This is a genomic window from Paenibacillus pectinilyticus (assembly GCF_001700435.1).
Classification (GTDB): domain Bacteria; phylum Bacillota; class Bacilli; order Paenibacillales; family NBRC-103111; genus Paenibacillus_E; species Paenibacillus_E pectinilyticus.
The window spans coordinates 200,206-221,720 of the sequence record NZ_LYPC01000027.1; the positions used below are offsets into that span (position 1 = coordinate 200,206).

12 protein-coding genes are annotated in these 21,515 nt (G+C 46.7%); 5 read left to right on the forward strand and 7 right to left on the reverse strand.

What is annotated here, in order from left to right:
• Positions 1-32 precede the first annotated feature (32 nt).
• The 5 genes from A8709_RS22680 (at position 33) to A8709_RS22700 (ending at position 5,505) form a co-directional block, all read left to right on the forward strand.
• Complete coding sequence (locus A8709_RS22680) at positions 33-806, forward strand: DUF975 family protein (protein ID WP_065855433.1); 774 nt, start codon at positions 33-35, stop codon at positions 804-806.
• 13 nt (positions 807-819) lie between these two features.
• A complete protein-coding gene (locus A8709_RS22685) occupies positions 820-1,839 on the forward strand; it encodes a hypothetical protein (protein WP_141692627.1) in 1,020 nt (339 codons plus the stop codon).
• 26 nt (positions 1,840-1,865) lie between these two features.
• On the forward strand, positions 1,866-2,675 hold the full coding sequence (locus tag A8709_RS22690; protein ID WP_084225325.1) for a hypothetical protein: 810 nt from the start codon (positions 1,866-1,868) through the stop codon (positions 2,673-2,675).
• 162 nt (positions 2,676-2,837) lie between these two features.
• Positions 2,838-3,116, forward strand: a complete 279-nt coding sequence (locus A8709_RS22695) for a hypothetical protein (protein WP_065855437.1) — start codon at positions 2,838-2,840, stop codon at positions 3,114-3,116.
• 625 nt (positions 3,117-3,741) lie between these two features.
• Positions 3,742-5,505, forward strand: a complete 1,764-nt coding sequence (locus A8709_RS22700) for a glycoside hydrolase family 2 protein (protein ID WP_065855439.1) — start codon at positions 3,742-3,744, stop codon at positions 5,503-5,505.
• A 189-nt stretch (positions 5,506-5,694) separates the two neighbouring features.
• On the opposite strand, the gene A8709_RS22705 is transcribed toward A8709_RS22700, so the two are convergent.
• The 7 genes from A8709_RS22705 to A8709_RS22740 form a co-directional block, all read right to left on the reverse strand.
• Complete coding sequence (locus A8709_RS22705; RefSeq protein WP_065855443.1) at positions 5,695-7,380, reverse strand: DUF11 domain-containing protein; 1,686 nt, start codon at positions 7,378-7,380, stop codon at positions 5,695-5,697.
• The gene (locus tag A8709_RS22710) at positions 7,377-14,096 is read right to left on the reverse strand and encodes a DUF11 domain-containing protein (protein ID WP_084225327.1); all 6,720 of its coding nucleotides are present in this window, start codon (positions 14,094-14,096) and stop codon (positions 7,377-7,379) included. The genes A8709_RS22705 and A8709_RS22710 overlap by 4 nt, the downstream gene beginning before the upstream one ends.
• Positions 14,097-14,220: 124 nt before the next feature.
• Complete coding sequence (locus A8709_RS22715; protein ID WP_065855444.1) at positions 14,221-14,964, reverse strand: class I SAM-dependent methyltransferase; 744 nt, start codon at positions 14,962-14,964, stop codon at positions 14,221-14,223.
• A gap of 154 nt (positions 14,965-15,118) precedes the next feature.
• Complete coding sequence (locus A8709_RS22720; RefSeq protein ID WP_065855446.1) at positions 15,119-15,994, reverse strand: carbohydrate ABC transporter permease; 876 nt, start codon at positions 15,992-15,994, stop codon at positions 15,119-15,121.
• A gap of 15 nt (positions 15,995-16,009) precedes the next feature.
• Complete coding sequence (locus tag A8709_RS22725) at positions 16,010-16,939, reverse strand: ABC transporter permease (protein ID WP_065855448.1); 930 nt, start codon at positions 16,937-16,939, stop codon at positions 16,010-16,012.
• A gap of 74 nt (positions 16,940-17,013) precedes the next feature.
• The gene (locus tag A8709_RS22730) at positions 17,014-18,678 is read right to left on the reverse strand and encodes a type 2 periplasmic-binding domain-containing protein (RefSeq protein WP_065855450.1); all 1,665 of its coding nucleotides are present in this window, start codon (positions 18,676-18,678) and stop codon (positions 17,014-17,016) included.
• A 432-nt stretch (positions 18,679-19,110) separates the two neighbouring features.
• Positions 19,111-21,483, reverse strand: a complete 2,373-nt coding sequence (locus tag A8709_RS22740) for a helix-turn-helix domain-containing protein (RefSeq protein ID WP_065855454.1) — start codon at positions 21,481-21,483, stop codon at positions 19,111-19,113.
• Positions 21,484-21,515: the final 32 nt, after the last annotated feature.

Genomic DNA, 21,515 nt, shown 5'->3' on the forward strand with positions numbered 1-21,515 from the left:
GATGGTATATAGCTAATTTGAGGAGTGATTAAGTGAGTTGGTCGCGTAAAGAGTTAAAAAGCAGAGCTAAACAAGTACTACGAACATCCTATTGGAAAGCATTTCTTGTAAGTTTGTTATTAGCTTTGGTTAGTGGGGGGATCGGAGGCTGTTCGGGGAATTGGAATACGAACTCATCGAATCACTTTTCCGGCATGCATATGGGGCTGGGGGATTCGAATTTTGGAGATATAAGCGGTGGTGTCGGCGTTGCGATTCTGCTCTTCATCATTCTATTTGCCATCGTGGCAGGGTTGTGCGTCATTGCTTTCAATATCTTTGTGATCACGCCATTTAAGGTGAATGCGCACCAATATTTTAAACAAGCCTCACAAGGTGAGGTTGAATTGAACTATTTCCTCTATGCCTTCCGAAGCGGCAAATATTTAGGCATTGTCGCTGCGATGTTTTGGGCTGGCTTACTGAATTTTCTCTGGTTTCTCTTATTCATCATCCCAGGGATCGTCAAAACGTATGCGTACAGAATGGTGCCTTATATTTTGGGTGACAACCCAACCATCGGCCGGAAACGAGCGGTACAACTCAGCAATCAGATGACGAAGGGACACAAATGGCGTATGTTCGTTCTCGATTTATCTTTTATCGGTTGGTACTTGCTGGGGATCATTGCGCTTGGAATCGGTGTACTATTCGTTCTTCCTTACTATAATACGACGAGAGCCGAATTATATCTGGCGTTGCGCCAGCAAGTAATCAAGGAGGGGTTAGCCACACCTGAGGAGTTAAATCTAGTCTATATCGGATAGGGAGATGAAGGTTGTGTCGATGCCAATGACGGTAACACCATCGCAAGTTAGAACGGGAGCATCCCAGCACTCGATCACGATGATCATGGGGATGTGGCTCATTATTGGCTTATTTATTGATGGCTTCGCTCATAATCATGGGGCGGTTGAAACCTTTTTCACACCATGGCACGGTATTCTATACTCCGGGTATTTGGCTTGCGCCGTGTGGATTTTTATGATGATTCGCATGAATAAAATCACCCATCGCTACGCGACATGGACCGAGGCAATCCCCGTTGGCTACAAGCTTGGTGTAGCTGGAGTCATCCTCTTTTTCATCGGCGGACTTGGTGATATGTATTGGCATACGGTCTTCGGCATTGAGAAAAATATTGCAGCGCTGCTAAGTCCCACACATCTGCTATTGTTAGCTGGCGCGTTGATGATTCTGACAAGCCCTTATCGGGCGATCAGCCACGCTGAAAAGGGAGCTGCGCCGACGTTCCGCCAATTGCTGCCGGCACTAACCTCCATTGGCCTCACCTTCACCGTGTTCGCTTTCTTCTTGATGTATGCCTGGTCGTTCCGGCAAAACTTATGGATGGCCCGCGAACAAGACGCGATTGGCAGAGCCATTGTTGATTTCATGTTGACTACGATGATTCTCGTCATTCCACTGATGTTTGTGCTGCGCAGATGGAAGCTCCCATTCGGGACAGTTACGTTCTTCTTCCTGTTTGAAGCGATATTTCTAGCGGTGCTGGATGGCTTCGCGCACTATGGATCGATTGTGATTTTGCTGATAAGCGGCATTATTGGCGATGTCCTGTTCCACGGGATCAAAGAGAGGGAAGTCACCGACTGGCGTTACAAAGGCGTATTCTTTATTCTGCCCGTGCTGATTTGGGGCTTATATTTTATAGGTTTAAAATTATTCCACACACTCGACTGGCCGCCGGAGCTGTGGGGAGGCGCAATTTTCCTATGTGCGCTATGCTCATTAGGCTTAAGTATTCTTGCCGCACCCGTCACGCCAAGCCGAAGCGAATGAAAGCGATCCTTTTTGTAACATGCTGCATGGTCATGCTATTAACAGCCTGTGGTTCTGCCTCAACGACGACCATTGATATGTCCGATCCATCCAGTATGGCGGGGATGTCGATGTCTTCCACGGCTACGCACCAGCATGGGAATGACGCAGTCGCTCATTTTTCGGTCGTGTCACCGCACTATTTGCCCAATGAGAAAGCGACGATCACGATGCTGATTCAGAATAAATGGGATCGGCCGGTCGTGAACTTCGACATCATGCATGAGAAGCTCATGCATCTCATCGTGGTGAGCGAAGATCTGTCGTACTTCGATCATCTCCATCCGACCTACGCGGGCGAGGGACGCTTCGATGTGGAGACCACGTTCCCCGCGGGCGGCCATTATCAGCTTATCGCTGATTATACGCCGACGGGCCTAGGGGAAACCGTGCAATCCCATTGGGTCACCATCAATGGGAAGGAGCCTAAGGCTGTGAAGCTGCAGCCGGATAGGAGCCTCACGAAGCTCATTGGCGACAAGGAGGTTACCTTGGCTTTTGACCATGTCATGGCGGGGATGCCGCTGGATATGGTGTTTACGTTTAAACAGGGGGCGACGAAAGCGCCTGTGACGAACTTGCAGCCCTATTTAGGCAGCGCAGGCCATGTGGTTGCGATTAGTGAGGATGGCAAAGAGTATGTGCATGTGCATCCGACGGATGATGCTGCGACTTCGGGTCCAATCGCGAAGTTCTCCATTCAATTTCCTAAAAAGGGTATCTACAAAATTTGGGGACAGTTTCAGCAAAATAACGAAGTGTTCATCGTTCCTTACATCATTGATGTAAAATTGTAATATAAAAGAAATATAATCTTCATCTGGCATTCATGATCATCGCCTATAATAAAAGACGACCCCCTTTTAAATATAAACTTTAGACCCGCAGCCCGTTGCTGTGGGTCTCTTTTTGCTCACTTGTGGTACAATAGGTGAATTAACCAACTAGGAGTGAGAAGAATGACTGCCCCAATCAATGAGCAGGAGCTTGTTCAATTCATCATCAGCAAAACAAAGGCGGACCCGAAGCAAATTGAACTGGTTCTGAAGCATGAGAAAGCTTATATCGCCAAAGCGGAACAAAGCTCGAAAGGTGATGTAGATATCGACAGCGACGACCTGATTGATCATATTCTTAGCCGTCCAGACGTGAAGCTGAGTGAGCTTGCCGTGGATACGATTTTGGAAGCGGAGATGGAGTATTTAATGAAAAACGGTATGGCTGGGTATATGGACTAGGGTATCATGAGGTATTAGCGACAACGAGAGTAACAAGAACAACAAGAGCAACAGAGCAAGAAGAGTATTAGTGCAAGAAGAGCAAGAAGAGCAAGAAGAGCAAGAAGAGCAAGAAGAGTAACAAAGCATTAGGACACCAGAAGCTGCCACCACGAAGAGTGATCTATGTGGGGGCAGTTTTTTTGTGTTTGAATGCTGTTTACAAACTTGGGTTTCTTATGTTGATCATTTTTGTTTGGATTCAGCAGGTGAAAACCAAGATTTCGAAATAAATGGAAAAACTCCATCTATTTCTTGCGATTTCCTCACTGTGCAGCAATTAAATGGATTTTGTACAGCTAATTATCCATAATTTCCGTGACTAAAGAGAAAAGGCTAAAATTAGCTGCATAAATTCCAGTTATTTTACATTTTATTGAACAAAGTGAAGAAATAACTGGAGGTTTTCCAGCTAAAGTTAAATGGAGAAGTTATTGAGTGGAGAAAAAGTCTATATTAATGTAACCTTAAAGTTAATTAAATAACGCATATTGACAATATAAGCGGGGCATCGCATAATGAAAACAGGTATTATAACGTTATTTAGTTAACTTTTAAATTACATAATTGGAGGTTTTCCCATTCTATGAGCAACCAACCGAGAGCCGAATACCCGCGGCCGCAATTTGTACGAGATAGCTGGATGAATTTGAATGGTGAGTGGCAGTTTGAATACGATGATGAGAACGTAGGAACGAAACAGAAATGGCATCAGGGCAATCATAACTTTTCGAAGACGATTCAGGTGCCGTTCGCTTTTCAAAGTCAATTGAGTGGCATTGGGAGCAACGAGTTCCACGATATCGTATGGTATCACCGTGAGCTTGTGCTGCCGCCGGCCTTTGAGAATAAACGGATTTTGCTGCATTTTGGCGCGGTGGATTACCTCGCATCGGTGTGGGTGAATGGAACGTTGGTGGCCACGCACGAAGGCGGACATACGCCATTTCAAGCTGACATCACGGAAGCGCTTGAGCCGGGAGTTAATAAGCTTGTCGTGAAGGCTGTCGACTTCAGCCAAGACGTTACGCTGCCTAGAGGGAAGCAATATTGGAAAGCGGATTCGGCCAGCATTTTTTATACAAGAACGACGGGGATTTGGCAAACGGTTTGGATCGAGGCCGTTTCTGCGAATGCCCACTTGCATAAGGTGAAAATGACGCCAGATATCGACGCTAAGCAAATTGAAATTAGCTATGAAATTGGAGGCATCCCTGCACAAGTAGCGTCCAACTACCAGCTCAAAGTGGCTATTTCCTTTAAGGGTGAGCTTGTTTCAGAAGATGTGTACGGCATTCGAAGTGCAACTGGCACACGCAAGGTTCGCCTGAATGACTTCAATGATCATGGTCTTGGTGGCTGGTGGTCGCCGGAGAAACCGAATCTATATGATGTGACGTTCACACTGCTGGCCGATAGCGAAGTTGAGGATGTTGTGAGCAGTTATTTCGGAATGCGGAAGGTATCCATTGAGGATGGCAAATTGTGCTTGAATAATCGACCGTATTTTTTGAAAATGGTGCTGGATCAAGGTTATTTCCCAGATGGAAACTTGACGCCGCCTAGTGATGAAGCGATCAAGCAAGATATTGAGCTGACGAAAGCGATGGGCTTTAATGGCGCTCGGAAGCATCAGAAATTGGAGGATCCAAGATTCCTCTACTGGTGTGATGTGCTTGGCCTAGTCGTTTGGAGCGAAGCGGCGAATGCCTATGAGTTTTCGGATAAATACGTTGGTCAATTTACAAGAGAATGGATGGCTTCCATGGAGCGGGATTACAATCATCCCTCGATTATTGCGTGGGTGCCGCTCAATGAGAGCTGGGGTGTTCCGAACATTCAAATCGATAAATTGCAACAGCAGCATGCACTTACGATGTATCATTTGAGCAAATCATTAGACCCCATGCGTCCTGTCATTTCAAATGATGGCTGGGAGATGGTGAATACGGATCTCTATGCGATTCATGACTATGAATGGCGCGAAGAAGTGCTGGCTGAGCGTTACAGCTCGACGGATAAAGCGATCCATGCGATGCCTGCGAATCGACGCATTTTTGTCGAGGGCTTCCCTTACAAGAATCAACCGATTCTGATCACGGAATTCGGCGGGATTGCGTACAAGAAGAGCGAATGGGAAGGCTGGGGGTACTCAGGTGCAGATAATGATGAGGATTATGAGCAAAAGCTGCGCGCGGTCATTCGACCACTCCTGAACTCCGGTGTTGTTCAAGGTTATTGCTATACGCAATTGACAGATGTAGAGCAAGAGATTAATGGGCTGCTGACCTATGATCGTAAGCCGAAAATCCCTGTCGAAATCATCAAAGCGATTAATGATCGCAATTAGGATGCAAAATAAACGCTAAGCCGACCTCCAAGGACGGGAGCGTTTATGGACAAATATAGCCAACTTATCATGTGAAACATATAAACTCTAATATTTTGACAAAGGAGCTAAGCAGCTTGTAATCTGCTTAGCTCCTTTTTTGGCATCCTCAGCAAAGGGAAGGGAATAAGGATGTAAACGGCTTTTGTCTCATTCATCGGCATGCTCAATTCGAATCACGACAACATTGGACAGAACAGTATTCGTATGGATCGGCTCATTAACATGGAAATCATAGATGGCTGCGACTCGCAGCGTTAGCCGTCGTGCGTGAGGATGAGGAAGGATTGCTGCCTGATAGACAATCTGTGTACTCGTTCGTGGAGGCAGATTGCCAATTGGCAGGGGCTGAGTGACCTCAACATCTTGAGCAGCGACACCATTTATGCGTAAGGAACCTGGCAGGAGTGTATTTAACGGGGATATCCAATCCAATAGCCGCACATCATTCACAGCTAAATTCCCCGTGTTAACGACATCTATCCGATAATGAATGATCGTGCAAGGTTCTGCATGCAGCGGCGAGGCACTTAAATTGACAAACACCATGGGTTGAAGGAGCGCAACATGAACGGTATTGGAAACAACTCGGTTAGATATGGTTCGGTCATCAGGCAGTTGAAATGTAAAAGTCGCCGTAGAATTGCTCGTAAGCTCTTTCTGATCAGGTGAAATCGTAAAGGAGTTAACCGTAACTTGAAACATGACAACAAATCGCAGGTTTGGCTGCAGTAAACCAAGAGGAATGCTGTTAGGAAGGAAGGATTGACTGTAAGGGATACCATCAATGGTTAAGCTTCCAAGGATATAAGAGGTGCCCGCAGGAAGAAAGTCGGATAACCATACCTGACAAGCGATATTGCCAGGATTCGATATTTGAATCGTATAGGTCAAGGTATCCCCTAAAGTAGCTACTTGCTGAAGGACAGTCTCAACAATAGTCAAAGCAGGATCGTACACGTGTAAAGTAACAAGATTAGACGTAACATGTTCCTTATGAGCACCGTTCATAAAGGTGAGCAGCGCCTTGTTTACGATATGTTCAGATGGTGGAAGGGAAGTAATCCGATTCTGAAATTGTATCTTCACTTCGGCATTCGCGGGAATATCCCCAAGAGGGAAGCCAGTGGAAGGATTCGCTGACGGGTAGGTCACGAGTCCGATTTGGACACTGCCTGTGACAAAGTCAGCTCCCTCGGAGAGCTCATCTTGAAAGAAGGCATCCCGAATGAGATGATCTTCGTGATTGGTAATCGTGAAATAAAAGGTGACCGTGTCTCCGATGAAAGTAGACAGTGTATTTGCGCGTTTACAAAATGTAATCTTAGTTTCTTCGAATGGCAGGGTCACAATATTAGATGTTACGCTCCCAGATGATTCACGGCCACTTGCGGTTTGGAACGTATAGTTCGCATTGGCTTGATTGACTAACTGCAGGCCAGGCGGGATTTCAACGACGAGAACTTGAAAGGTAACCTCCATCGATTGACCAACATGGAGAGCCCCTAAAGGAATGCCCAAATCGGGCCTAGCCATAGGTACAGGCGTATTATCTACAATAACGCTGTTTGGGATAAATGTGCTTCCAATAGGAATAGGGTCAAAAAGGGTAACTTGTGCATCCAAGTTACCCTTATTTGAGATTTCGATGGCATAGGTGATGATTTTGCCGAGTTCGGCTTTACCTGTATTGGCACCCTTACATAGGGTAATGATGGGACCTACAACAGGTGTATCTACGATATTTGAGTAAGAATGGCTCGAATAGCTGCCAGAACTAAATCGGACAATCGACTGGTTAATCAGATGTTTGGGAGGTTGAGGTTCGGTCGTCATACGACCGTCACCTCAAATGTCACCGTGACGCTGCCGCCAGCAGGTATCGAGCCGATAGGTACACCTGTACCAGGGTTAAGTGTCGGCTTAACAATACCATCGACAGTGACGCTGCCTGTTACAAAAGTGGTTCCAGTAGGAATCGGGTCAGTCAGCACGACATTATTTACGGTTTCGATGCCGCTATTGGTCACGACAACCGTATACGTAATGATATCGCCAACAATCGCATCAATGACATTGGAGCTCTTCACGACATTGACGTTAGGTGCAGAGACAGGAATGACTAAGACATTCGAATTAACTGTGCCTGATAGCTGGCGGCCATCTGGCGGTGAGTAAGTGTAATTGGCTGTGGCTTGGTTGGAAAGCAGCTGAGGCGATGGCAAGGCATCAACCGTCACGGAAAGTGTGACTTGAACATTGACGCTGCCCCCTGCTGGGATCGTCCCCGCATTAATACCTGTGGCAGGATCCACGCCTGGCTGCGGCACGCCGTTCACGAATACGCTGTTCGGAATGAAGTCAGTGCCTGTTGGGATGGTATCGAATACGGTGGCATTAGCAGGAAGATTCCCTGTATTCAGCACAGTAAGGTTGTAAACAACGGTATCGCCAACGGTTGCATTGGTGGTATTCGCGCTTTTTACAACGGAAATGATCGGTTGGTAGACCGGAATCGTAACAGTGTTAGAGAATGCAGAAGCTGCAAACACACCTGTCGTGAAATTGGCAGAAGATTGATTCGTTAGGTTTTGACTAGCTGGCAAGGCAGTTACAGTAACCTTAAAGGTCACAGTGACGGAGTTACTTGGCAGAATTGAGCCAAGCGAAATTCCATTCGCTGGATTTGCGTTAGCAGCTGTCACACCGTTGATCGTTACGCTGCCTGGGACAAAGCTGGTGGAAGCTGGCATTTGATCAAAGAACTGTACTTGATTGACGGTCGTAATTCCGCTATTGGTTACGACAGCAGAGTACATCACGATATCGCCAACAACGGCATCCGTAGCTGGTGAAGATTTCACGATATTCACGTTTGGTGCGGACACTGGAATGGTAACCGTATTGGAATTGACGGTTCCTGTAATGATGCGCCCATCTGGCGGAATAAACGTAAAGTTGGCTGTAGCTGTATTTACAATGGTTTGTGGCGTAGGTAAGGACGTAATCACAACAGCGAAAGAGATGACGTCAGTTGCCCCAGGATTGGATGTATAAGGTATTCCAACAGAAGGATCGGCTCCTGGTTGGGTGGTACCGTTAATCACGACACTGTTAGGTTGGAAGGTTGTGCCGTTCGGTATCGAATCCGTAAGCGAAACGGATGCAGGAATGTTACCGGAATTGGTGACGGAAATGGAGTATATAACCATATCGCCAATGGTGGCATTCGTGGTGCTTGACGATTTCACTGCAGCAAGAATCGCTTGATACACCGGCGTTGTAAGGACATTCGAGAACGCAGTCGCTGAGAAAACGCCTGAAGTAAAGCTGACAGAGCCCTGATTATTCAATTGTGCAGGATTCGGTAGTGCAACGACTTGGACGTTGAAGGTAATGGTTACTACCCCACCAGCCGCGATGGTACCAAGACCAATCCCAGATACGGGATTAGGTGGAACAGGTGGTGTTGGCGCTCCTGTAATGACAACACTGCCCGGGATGAATGATTCGCCGGAAGGCAGCGGATCGGAGAACACGACATTTTGAATAGAGGCAATCCCTGCATTTGTAATAACGAATGTATATGGAATGATATCCCCGATAACAGCATCTGTGACCGTTGTACTTTTGACAATAAGCACATCTGGCGCTGAGACTGAGATCGTAACCGAATTCGATTGGACGGAACGATTGAACGTGCGATTATCAGGGAGCGTGAACGAATAATTGGCAGTCCCGGTATTGATGAGAACTTGTGGATTCGGCAAGGTATCAATCACGACAGAGAACGAAACAGGAATGGTATCTCCGGGATTAACGGTCCCTATCGAAAAGCCTGATGCTGGATCTGCACCTGGCCAAGGCAGGTTGCCTACGAATACACTATTGACCAAGAAAGTGGTACTTGCTGGAATTGTATCCGACAGGATGACAGAAGCAGGATAGTTTCCTGTATTAGATACATTTAAGGAATAAACAATCGTGTCGCCGACCTGCGCATTTAATGTGTTGGAACCTTTGAGTACACTGACAATGGGTTGATAAATCGGCGTTGTAACCGTGTTGGAGAAGGTCGTACTTGAGAACGCTCCGGAGGTAAAGCTGACCGATGATTGATTACTAAAAGACGCTGGCGATGGCAGCGATGTGACCAAGACATTGAATGAGACCGTGACAGATCCACCGGCCGCAATGGAGCCAAGGCTGATCCCGTTCGCAGGGTTTGGCGGCACAACAGGGGTTGGCGCACCAACAATAACGACACTGCCTGGCACGAAGGTTCCGCCGGCTGGGATAGGATCTGAGAAAAGAACATTGCTGACAGATGCAATCCCACTATTCGTGATCACGGTGCTATAGGTGATTGTATCACCGACGGTTAAGGCCGTGGACGTCGTACTTTTGGCAACCTGAACATTAGGTGAAGACACAGGAAATGACACCGTATTGGATAATACGGACCTCGTAATGAGACGCCCATCTGGCGGCATAAACGTATAGGTAGCTGTCCCGGTATTACTTAACACTTGCGGGCTTGGGAGCGTGTTAACTAGCACGGAGAAGCTGACACTCTTGGAAGCACCTGGTGCAATGATACCCGCATGAATGCCGGTAATCGGGTCTGCGCCTGGTTGCGGTGTTCCATCAACGAGCGCACTATTCAAGACAAAGGAGGTTCCCGTAGGTATCGTATCGGTGACCGTTACATCACCCTGCAGATTTCCTGTATTCGATACAACAATCGTGTACAGAACGGTATCACCAACGGTCGCATTGACGGTGTTAGCCGATTTAACAGCTGCCATATTCGGCTGAATGACAGGCGTGACGACGTTATTGGAATTCGAGGAACCTGAGAAGGTTCCGGACGTAAAGCTGACGGCTGACTGGTTGACGATTTGTGGCGTTGGCATTGTGATTTTCACCTCAAAGGTCACGGTAGCTGGCGCACCTGGTGCCAGGATACCGATAGGAATACCGGTGGACGGATCTGCGCTCGGTAGGTTGACACCGTTGACAAATACGCTTCCGGGGAGGAATGAAGTGCTTGGATCGGCAACACTCGTTAGAATGACATGATTCACATTCTCAATGCCTTGGTTGGTCACAACGATGGTATAAGTAACGGTATCTCCTTGTACAGCAGTGCTGACATTGCTGGTTGTCATGGCAATAACGTTAGGCGCTGAGACCGGAACCGTGACGGTATTTGAAATTCCAGATCCACTCAGTGTACGTCCATCTGTCGTTGTGAAGGTATACCCAGCCGTCGCTTGATTCACAATTTGCTGCGGCGTGGGAAGGGAGATCACATTTACTTCGAACATGACGGTCCGAGTTGCGCCAACGGGCAGCGTACCGATAGGAATGCCACTGACAGGATCGACTCCAGGCATGGGTGCATTATCCACGATAACACTGTTCACAACAAAAGTTGTGCCAGCGGGAATATTATCGAAGATGGTTACGTTCGCACTCGTACTGCCTGAATTCTGAACGACAATCGTATAGGCAATGAGATCGCCGAGTACGGCAGGTGATGGCGTTGCGCTTTTGTTCAGGGATACGATCGGCTGTTGAATAAAGGTCGTGACCGTGTTCGATGTCACAGATCCTGAGAACAAGCCGGACGTAAAGCTCGTGTTCGCATGGTTATCCAGTTGCGGAGGACTGGGCACGGAAGTGACCAACGCCTTGAAAACCACATGCGTGGTGACGTTCGCACCCAAAGAACCGATCGTGAAACCAGCGTTAGGGTCTGCACTTGGCTTAGCTATGCCATCCACGGTTACACTGCCGGATTGAAAGGTGGCTCCTGTCGGTACAATATCATTCAGGACCACATTACTGACCTGAACGGGACTCGTGTTTTTAATATCCACGGAGTAGGTAAGTAGATCACCTATTGCGGCATAGGTTTGAGATACCGATTTGGTTGACGTGAGATTAGGCGCTGAGGCTGGAATATCCGTCGTATTCGAAATAACGCTGCCTGATAACGTACGTCCATCAGGAGGCTGATACGTATAGTTCGCCGTCGCTTGATTGGTGAGCCTTGGAGGCGATGGTAAGTTCACTAAAATAACTTGGAACGTAATGGTGGTTGTCGCATTCGCCGCAAGAGATCCTGGTTGAATCCCTAAGGCCGGATTGGAAGCGGGGCTTGAAACCCCATTAATCGTCACACTGCCGGCCACGAAGGTGGTTGATGGTGAGATCGTATCCACGATGGTCGGTAGTACTGCGATATTTCCTTGATTTTTGACAAGTAACGTATAGGTGAGTGTATCTCCTACGGTGGCATTCGTACTATTGATGCTCTTGGTGACGGAAACTTGCGGCTGATAGACTGGCGTGGTAACAGTATTCGTTAACGTAGTGCCGTTAAATGTTCCCGAACTGTACGAGATCCCTGCCTGATTGGCTAATTGGAAGGAAGCGGGCAGGGAGGTAACAGTCACTTGGAAGGTGACGGTGACGGAACCGCCTGCTGCAATCGTGCCGACGGTGATTCCGCCGCCCGGGACAGCCGTAGGTTTGGAAACACCGCCAACAACAACCGATCCGGATACGAATACGGCACCAGCAGGCACCGCATCCGTCAGGATGACATTGGTGACGCTCTCCGTCCCGGAATTCGTGATAGAAGTGCTGTAAGTGAATGTATCCCCAACGACTGCATCGATAACCGTCGTGCTTTTGACGGCATTCACGCTTGGCAATCGGACCGGAATGGTCAGTGTGTTGGAATCAGCAGATCCATTAATGGTACGGCCATCAGGTGGTTGAAACGTGTATGTACTATTCGCCTTATTGATTAATTGAGATGGCGATGGAAGCACTTGAATTAAAATATCGAAAGTGACGGTGGAAGTGCCGCCTGCAGCAACGGTTCCGATGTTGACGCCTGTTACCGGGTTGGCACCTGGGACGGCAACGCCGTTTACTTTAAAGCTATTTGCAATATAAGCCGTGCCAGAAGGGATATTATCACTAACCGTAACGATGGCTCCGATATTCCCTGTATTGGACACTTGAAGCGTGTACGTGACGTTGCTTCCTACAGAGCCGTTCGCCGTATTGGCCGATTTCACGATGGCAATTTTCGGTGCGTAAACAGGAGTCGTCACCGTATTGGATGGAATAACGCCCGTAATAACGTTACCGCCTGCGACACTTTGGAAGGTAAAAGCGGCATTCGCTGTATTCGCGACCTGAGACGGACTCGGAATACTGGTGATTGTGGCTTTATACGTCACGGTAATGGAACTGCCGAACGCAAGAGAGCCTAGCGGAGCCCCTGATGTAATGTCAAAGGTCGGTTTGGCTACGCCAGCGACAACGACACTGCCGGCGACGAAGGTGGAGCCCGCAGGCAATGCATCGGAAAGTACGATACTTGCTGCGCTTGCTGTTCCTGTGTTGCTGGTTGTCACCGTATACGTAATCGTGTCGCCCAGGACGGTTCCACTGACATTCGCGCTTTTGGTGACATTAATCTTAGGCGCATTAATATCCACCTGAATGCCGTTTGCGTTAACGACATAGGCGTCGCCAGATGTGGTAAGCTGCAAGATTGCTGAAGATTGATTGTTAATTAGTCGTGCAGAGATATCAACGTTCGTAATGTCCCAGCCTTGCCTGCCTCCACTGATATTCGTGCCAGGCGTTCCGTTGATCTGATTCAGTGAGCCGAATGTACCTGTCGTATTGAGGTTTCCTGCATCGTTATTGATTTGAGAAGCAAAGAAGTTAGTGGCAAAGTTGTTGGGTCCTGATAAAGCGACCAAGGAAGCGCTAGTCGGTCCGAATAACGCCTGGTCACCTGTCCGATTTGCGTCTCCTTCCTGAGCGCTGAATAAGGCTCTGCCGCCTAACGCACCTGTGACAGGTGTGGCAAAGCCGGTGATCGTGGTATTGACAGGGGGAGAGGTAGACTGAACGAGCACGGCACCGACCCGAAGTGACATATTTCGGAAAGGCAAACTGGTGTTCTGAAGGATAACGGCTAGCGTCCAACCAGCATGATTGGCTGTTGGATCACTGGGAATAACAATGGTTCCTACAACACTCCCAGTTGTATAGGTGCCAGCCATTCCTTGCTGAACGAGTGAAGTAACGGCAGCTGATCGCGTATACCCAGAAGCGCCTCCACCTAGGTCGAATTCACTACTCGTGGCTGAATCAGGTGTCACACTAAAGGTGCCCGCGGGCGTAGTGAAACTGACGGGGTTATTAATAGCCGCACTTAAATTCACCGTGCCATTAATATAGGTCCCGCCCCAAATTAGCTCCGCATACAAGATGGTACTACCTGTAGGAAGTGTTAAGATGGCTGATGAGTTGTTCTGTGTATAAAGACTGGTTGTACCTGAGGGATAGGTTCCGTATTTTAGCGCGGTATTCGTGGTCGTAAAAGCACCAATGCTGTCTAGTGTTCCCGGTTGACCTGCAGTATCGGATCGACTTAGGCCAAGTGTATTCCCGGTGAACGTAATCGCGCCAGTTGCATTAAGTGTGGCCCTGACGACGAAAGCGATGATTGTCACCCCCTAGATGAATCCGTTCACCTAGATGCCGGTGAGTAAACGGGTTGAGTTGGATAGGAAATTAGACCGATGGTGTTAAGATATGAGCTTAATTCGAAAACATGATCATTTACAGGGAAAAAAATTAGCGGGATGATTTTGGTTTCTTCTTAGGCGTCACTTTTGATTTTTCGGGGGTTGGCAGGGGACTGTTGTTTGTTGTCGTATCGTCAGGAACAGTGGATTCAGCGGGAACTTCTGGTAAAGGCGTTTGAAGTCGCAGTGAGGAGACTCGGTCTGGCTCAAAATAAGATTGATGGCAGATCCGATGCCATTCCTTAACTGGAATCTCTTGTTTCAACACAACAAAATGATACATAATTTCGCTAATTAGATTCGGTTGAACATACTGTAACATATCCAATTCATCTTGCTCGTACAACGTAGTGGAATAGGGCGGTTCGTAAAAAAATTCCATACGGATCAGGCGGAAATCATAGGGTACCTTCTCATTGTTGTAGTCGGGGACTGGGGGACAGACCTGGCCGCCTGGCGGTTGAAGAAACGAATTGGTGAAATAACGCGGGGTATATTCATCAAATTTATGCTTCAAGTACGGGTTAGACACATGCCGAAAATGGTGCGCGTACGGTGCCAGCACACATACGATGGCTTTGTGACTGCAGATGCGATAGATGTCTGATAAGACCGCTGGAAGATCAGTCACATACGGCAGACTGCGACTCGCCATCACAAATTCAACAGTGTTGTCGGGCAGTGGAATACCACTGTCTATGTCACATAGCAAATCAACACCAGGAGCGTCCACCTTATCAATACCAAAGAAGTTTATATGTTTATGATCGCCACAGCCTAGATCTAGATGCATGATGATTCCTCCTGACGAATGGAAAAGAGACTCTGTTCTATAATGTATGGCCAAGTTGAAAGGGAGTCTCTGCGTAAGCCTATCGGAGGAAATTATTTTGTCCGAATAACTGAAAACGTCGTCCCTCCGTGATGGAGGAGACGACGCCTATCTTTTACCCTTTGACAGCACCAATCATGACGCCTTTTACGAAGTACTTTTGAACAAAAGGATAGAGAACTAGAATCGGCACAGAGGCTACCATGATGGTGGCATATTTGATTGTTTCTCCAAGCTGGAACTGATCGGCCGCATTCGCTCCGGCAGACATGGCATCCGTATTGTTCGCAATTAAGATTTCCCTGAGGGTGAGCTGCAACGGATACAAATCTCGGTTCTTCAGGAAGATGGAGGCGTAGAACCAGCCATTCCATTTCTCAACGGCATAGTACAAGATCATAACGGCAATGACAGGCATAGACAGCGGAATAACGATTTTGAAAAGGATGTGGAAATGGTTGGCACCGTCGATCTTGGCGGATTCTTCCAGGCTTTCAGGAACCGCCATAAAGGCCGTACGCATAATAATTAAATTGAACGTATTCACCGCGAATGGTAAAATTGTTGCCCACAAGGAGTCGATTAATCCGACCCCTTTCACGACGAGATACATCGGGATAAGGCCACCGCTGAAGAACATGGTGAGCACGACGATGAACATGAAGACCTTGTTCCACATGACATTTCTTCTAGAAAGCACATAAGCGCCTAAGGCTGTGACGATTAAGTTCGTGGCAACGCCAAAAACGAGGATAAATAAGGTATTGCGATAGCCTTTTAGAATTGCGGGATTGTGGAAGACACTCTTGTAAGCTTCCAAGCTGAAGCCAAGCGGTCGATATAAGAAGCCTTTATGGGTAAGCAGTTGAGCGCCGTCGCTGATGGAAGAGAAGGCAACATAGATGAGTGGATACAAGGTTAACACGACTAATAGCAGTAATAGAACATGGTTAATGGTGATGAACACTCTGTCTGAAAAGTTGATTTTCATCCTAGTTCCTCCTTCCTACCATAAGCTGTTTTCACTGATTCGTTTACTAATTCTATTGGCTGTTACAAGCAGAGCAAGATTGATCACCGAATTGAAGAGGCCTACAGCAGAGGAGAAGCTCCATCCGAATTCGAGCAAACCTTTGCGATAAACGAAGGATGAGATAACATCGGCGGTATCGTAGGTGCTTGGGTTGTAGAGCAGGATGATTTTCTCGAATCCGACATTGAGTAGATTACCCATTCGAAGAATGAACATGATTGAGATAGTTGGTAGAATGCCTGGCAGGGTGATATGCCAAATCGATTTCAGTCGGGTGGCCCCATCCATGCGGGCAGCTTCATACTGCTCCTGATCGATACTCATAAGCGCAGCTAGATAAATGATCGATTCCCAGCCAATTTTTTGCCAAATTTCCGATAAAATATATATGGTTCGAAACAGCTCAGGCTTCTGGAGCATTGCTGTATCATTCGCGCCAAAGTAGGTCAGTAACGTATTCACTAAGCCGCCATTATTCGTGAAATCCTTAATCATTCCGGCGATGACGATAAGTGAAATAAAGTAGGGCATATACGTAACCGTTTGCACAAAACGTTGGAATTTCTTATTCGTTAGTTCATTAATCAGAATCGCCAGGATAATAGGGGCAGGAAATTCAAAACAAAGGGAATAAAGAGAAATGATGACCGTATTTTTCAGAATCCGCCAGAAGTAGTAACTGGTAAAGAAATCATGGAAATTCTGAAAGCCAATCCAGGGGCTCCCGAGAATCCCTTTGATCGGGGTGTACTCTTTAAAAGCAATTAAGGCTCCATACATCGGCGCGTAGTGGAAAGTAAAGTAGTAAGCCAATACGGGAACCATCATGAGGTAAAGGTATTTATTTAACAGAAAATCGCGTTTAAAGCGTACAGGAAAGCTAACCGCCGCTGGTTTACGCATAATAACTCTCCTTTCGCCGCAGAAATTAAAAGCGTGGGGGGAGAGCTAAGCAGCTCCCCGCCCCTTGGTACCTATTATCTCTTGTTGTAACGATCCAACGATGCTTTCTTAATTTCGATCGCGCGGCTTAATTTCACAGAGTTGAATTTCTCTACATACTTGTCAAAGCTATCAACAGGCTCTGTCCCTAAGATGATTTTGAGCGTCATTTCATCCACGAGCGTGTTCAGATCTGTCATGATTTTCGCAAGCTCTGTACTTTCTTCTGGTGTTGCTGTAATTGGCGGCAATTTGTGTTTATCTACGTTGGTTTTGGACCAAGTGGTTACGGCATCACGCTGTGTTTGCATCGCTAAATATTGTTCAATGTAACGTTTGTCTTGGACGAACGGACCATTGTAGTTACCGCGGATATAGAGGGATAGGGCTTGTGCAGGAGCTAGTTTATCCGGGTTGTTCATGACTAAATCAGTGTATTTCGGATAGTTGTTCTCCATTTTGTAGGAAGTACCTTCTGTTCCGAAGTTGAAGAACATGTGACCTGCATCGGAGTAACCATAATCGAGCAGCTTCGCTGCAGTTTCAATATTTTTGGAAGAAGCCGTAATCGCTACTGATCCGCCTGGTGCATTCGCAGGGTCTTTCTGACCGTAGAACGGCACGTCGCCTTTCTTAAGAACAGGATATGGAGCGCCAATGAGCACGCCTTTAGGATCTTTAGCTGTAATGAGCGGCTGCCATTTGCCGATACCGCCGCCAGCATTCGCTACAGTTACGCCCGTTGCACCTGAAGCCATGTTGGCATCCAAAGCTTTGCCGTCGGCTGTTGCGAAGTTTTTATCAATTAAGCCTTCTGCATACCATTTGTGGAAGGTTGCGAGATAGTCTTTGAAGCCTTTCTCAGCGGGACCGAATTTAATGGCGCCGCTATCGTCGATGTAGAAATCACGAACGACATTGAAAGCTTCAGCGAAGGCACCGTTGCCTGATTCTTGGAAAGGTCTAGGCACACTGACGACGGAGAATGCGGCTGTTGCGCCTTTTTTCTCTTTGAATGCCTTGAGTGTTGTGTACCAATCATCGATGGTTTGTGGAACTGGAAGGCCAAGATCATCCAACCAATCCTTCCGAATGATCGGTCCTTGATAGACGCGCAGATAATCGTCGCCGCGGATGAAAGGGAACACATAGTAGCTGCCGTTATCTGTTTTAACTTGTTTATCTACATCGGGATGCTCTTTCAAATACTTCTTCAAATTCGGAGCAAATTTATCGATCGTATCATTTAATTTTAAGATATATCCGTCTTTAATGGCTTTCTCAGGACCGCCAGGGAAATCCCCTTGCCAGTTATATTCGATCATATCAGGCAGATCGCCAGTTGCTAACAAAACGTTCAGTGATTGTGTAGTTTGGTTCGTCGGTGGTGCTGTGAATTTGAGAGGAACACCTGTGACCTTTTGCCAATTTTGAAAGAAGGGGATATCGGCATGTGTTGCTTTGACCCCAGTTACGTTGCCGGGCAGCTCACCCCAGTAAGTTAGGGTTTTGTCCGATTTAAGCGGATATGTAGCAGCAGTTGCTCCACTCGGAGTTGTTGTCGTTGTTGTACCCGCAGAAGCCGCCGGGCTTGGGCTGTTCGTGGATGTGGATGAATTAGAAGAACAAGCTACAACTAAACTTCCCATTAAAGATGTGGTTACCAACATGGTGAACATTTTTTTGCTGTTTCTTTTCATGTGTTGACCTCCTCAAAGTTTTTCGCCAAAAAAACTGGCATCGTAAGCAGTACGGAAATCGGTGGTATCTACTTGAAAACCAGGCATCGGAAGTCACTGTTGTTGGTTGCCTGTGCTATGCCTTTACTATATGGTAACGCTTACATTTTGGGTATCTTGAAAAACTCCAATGGCTTCTCGATAATCACGAAAATACTCTACAAAATATCCAATCCTTTCATGAAAAAAGCCAATTTAACGTTTTTTTACCACATTAGAAAGTATAACTTTTCGGTTCCCGAAAACGTCTTGATAATTGGCGATAAAAACTACCTATAAAACGCGGTCGCACATCCTCGAAGGACTTCGATAGAAGTTTTTCTCACGTATTTACATCGATAAAATGAGCGAAAGGATAACAAAAAGGGCAGCTATTTCGCCGCCCCCGCCTATTTATTTTTCAAGTAATTCCTTATATTTCCCTGGTGTAATACCCTCGACCTTCTTAAATACGCGGATGAAAGCGTTAATGTCATTGAAGCCAACCCCGTAGGCTGCATCGCCAACCGTATGTTCTTTTCCTACAAGCAGCTGTTTGGACTTCTCTATCCGTACTTTGTTGATGCGATCCAATAACCCTTCGCCTACATAATCTTTGAAAAGCTTAGAGAGATACGTCGCTTTACGGTCGAAATGGGAGCCGATCATGGATACGTTCAAATTCGCGTCCGTGTAATTATGCTCAATAAATGTATTCACCTGTTCAACAAGCTGTTGCAACGCTTTCTGTTTCGTCAGCGAATTGGCATGCTGCCGCTTGGCAGCTGTGAACGCACATACTTGTGTAAGCATCTCACTGAGCTGCAATTCGATGTCTGACACGGTTTTACTATTCAGCAACCGATCCAACTGCTTCGGATTGCGGATGAAGAAGCTTTCCTGCAGGCCGCCCGTATCATTGAGACTTTTCATAATGGTTGAAATCAAGCCTGTGATGAGGCATTTGGTAATGGAAACCGAAATACTCGTCTCTACAAAATTTTTCTGCACAATCTCATTTAGAATCTGCTTCGCTTCCGTAAGTTCACCGAACTTGAGGGCATTCAGCAGCTGCTGTTCGACGCCCATCGGATAATAATAGCCTGTCGGATTATCACAATGGGTATTCGGCTGGAGATCCGTGTAGGCTAGAATTTCATGACCGCCCATAACAAGCTTGTAGGTTATCGCATCCAAAGCTTCTAAGAAGGCTTGCGGAACACAGGAAATATGATCATAAATGTTGCTTATGGCAATAGTCAGGTGAATGTCATACGTGGTGGCAAGGAACGTTTGGGCTTCATCGGCAATCCGAATCAATTCCTCTTTGGAGCCAGCGCCATTCTCCATCGTGAGATTCACTAGACAAGCGAGTGTATCATCGATTTCGGCGACATATCCGCGGTGCTGCTGAGCGACCAGTTCCTCAACCACATTACTGACGATGAATTGGAGTAGCTTCCATTTCTCTTCTTCCGGCATGTGGGTGATGCGCTCGAAGAAGGATTCACTCTGATCGATCACAAAAAGCATAACAGCAAACTCTTTGCGGTCGAGCTTCATATCGAAGGTAGTTAACGCTTCGGCGATCGGGATTTTGCCATCGAGCTTGCCTTTTAACAGCTTTTCTACAAAATGAGATCGGACAATATGCCGATGCTGCTCCACCTTGCTTTTGAAATCAGCCATCTCAATTAACGTGCTATCCAATGCTTCCTGAATGAAATTGAATTCATTATAGCGCGCCCCGGATTGAGGCGATTGCTTTTTGGAAAAGGCATGAACGAGACGGCGAACAGGATTATAGTTCCTTCTTAAGAAAATAACAGTTAGTAATCCTCCGCCTAAGAGGCTGATCAACATACTTAAATAAGTGAGATTCCGAACATGAGACGCTTTTTGCCAATACGTAGTGCTCGGCATGATCGAGATGTATTTTAATTTGGAGCGCGGCGATTCGATATTAAATACTTCATATTTCTCTCCGTCGTTGCTTTTGAAATAAAAGTTGGTAGCGCCCTCTAAACTGGCATAAGGGAAATCAGTAGGCAGTGTAGTGGATGAATTGGATGCCGCGAGCACTTGGTTCTGTTCATTGAGGATAAGAACATGCCCTTTATTGAAAATTTCCATGTTCTGAATGGCGCCGAGAATGCGGGACTGATCGACCATAATGACGTTGGTAGCCAGTGGCTGCCCGTGTTCGGCAGGATATGTACTGACATAAGCTACGGTTTTGCGAAGCGCATTATCATCACCAATGCGGTACATCGGGATAAATCCTTTGAAATTGGTGCGGGTCATAATGGATTGCCAAGAAGCGAAAGAAAATTCATTGCTCATGTGCAACGTTTGATAAGCGAAATTGATCGAACGAACGGTAGTAGGAAGAAGCACCGACTGATCTTTATTCAAATAGATGTAGAAAGAGTCAATCAATGGATAGGAGGTTTTGTACAGGGATAAGTTCTTCGTGATTTGATAAGCATCATAAGGGTAATCCTTCGGATAAGTCTCATATTTATTGGAAAAGAGCAGCTCTTGCACGTTCACATTCCAGGTGATTTCGAAGTTTAGCTGTTCCATCGCTTTGAACTGGTTGTCCATGACTTCGCGAACCTGCTTGAGTAAGGAGTCATTCGCTTGTTGAATTTCTTCTTTGAGCGTACGATTGGACTCTACATACAATAATAGGCCGATGGCCACAGGTAAAAGGAGGACGACAATATAGGAGATCAACCACGTTAAGACGATACTTTGTCCATTAAAAATGATTTTTTTCCGCATAGGCAGTGCTCCTCCTCGCATTCGAATGTCCA

Bases quoted from the DNA above. Each gene is read 5' to 3' on its own strand.
- A8709_RS22690 (WP_084225325.1), top strand. From the start codon at position 1,866: ATGGTCATGCTATTAACAGCCTGTGGTTCTGCCTCAACGACGACCATT.
- A8709_RS22695 (WP_065855437.1), top strand. From the start codon at position 2,838: ATGACTGCCCCAATCAATGAGCAGGAGCTTGTTCAATTCATCATCAGC.
- A8709_RS22700 (WP_065855439.1), top strand. From the start codon at position 3,742: ATGAGCAACCAACCGAGAGCCGAATACCCGCGGCCGCAATTTGTACGA.
- A8709_RS22705 (WP_065855443.1), bottom strand. From the start codon at position 7,380: ATGACGACCGAACCTCAACCTCCCAAACATCTGATTAACCAGTCGATT.
- A8709_RS22715 (WP_065855444.1), bottom strand. From the start codon at position 14,964: ATGCATCTAGATCTAGGCTGTGGCGATCATAAACATATAAACTTCTTT.
- A8709_RS22720 (WP_065855446.1), bottom strand. From the start codon at position 15,994: ATGAAAATCAACTTTTCAGACAGAGTGTTCATCACCATTAACCATGTT.
- A8709_RS22725 (WP_065855448.1), bottom strand. From the start codon at position 16,939: ATGCGTAAACCAGCGGCGGTTAGCTTTCCTGTACGCTTTAAACGCGAT.
- A8709_RS22730 (WP_065855450.1), bottom strand. From the start codon at position 18,678: ATGAAAAGAAACAGCAAAAAAATGTTCACCATGTTGGTAACCACATCT.
- A8709_RS22740 (WP_065855454.1), bottom strand. From the start codon at position 21,483: ATGCGGAAAAAAATCATTTTTAATGGACAAAGTATCGTCTTAACGTGG.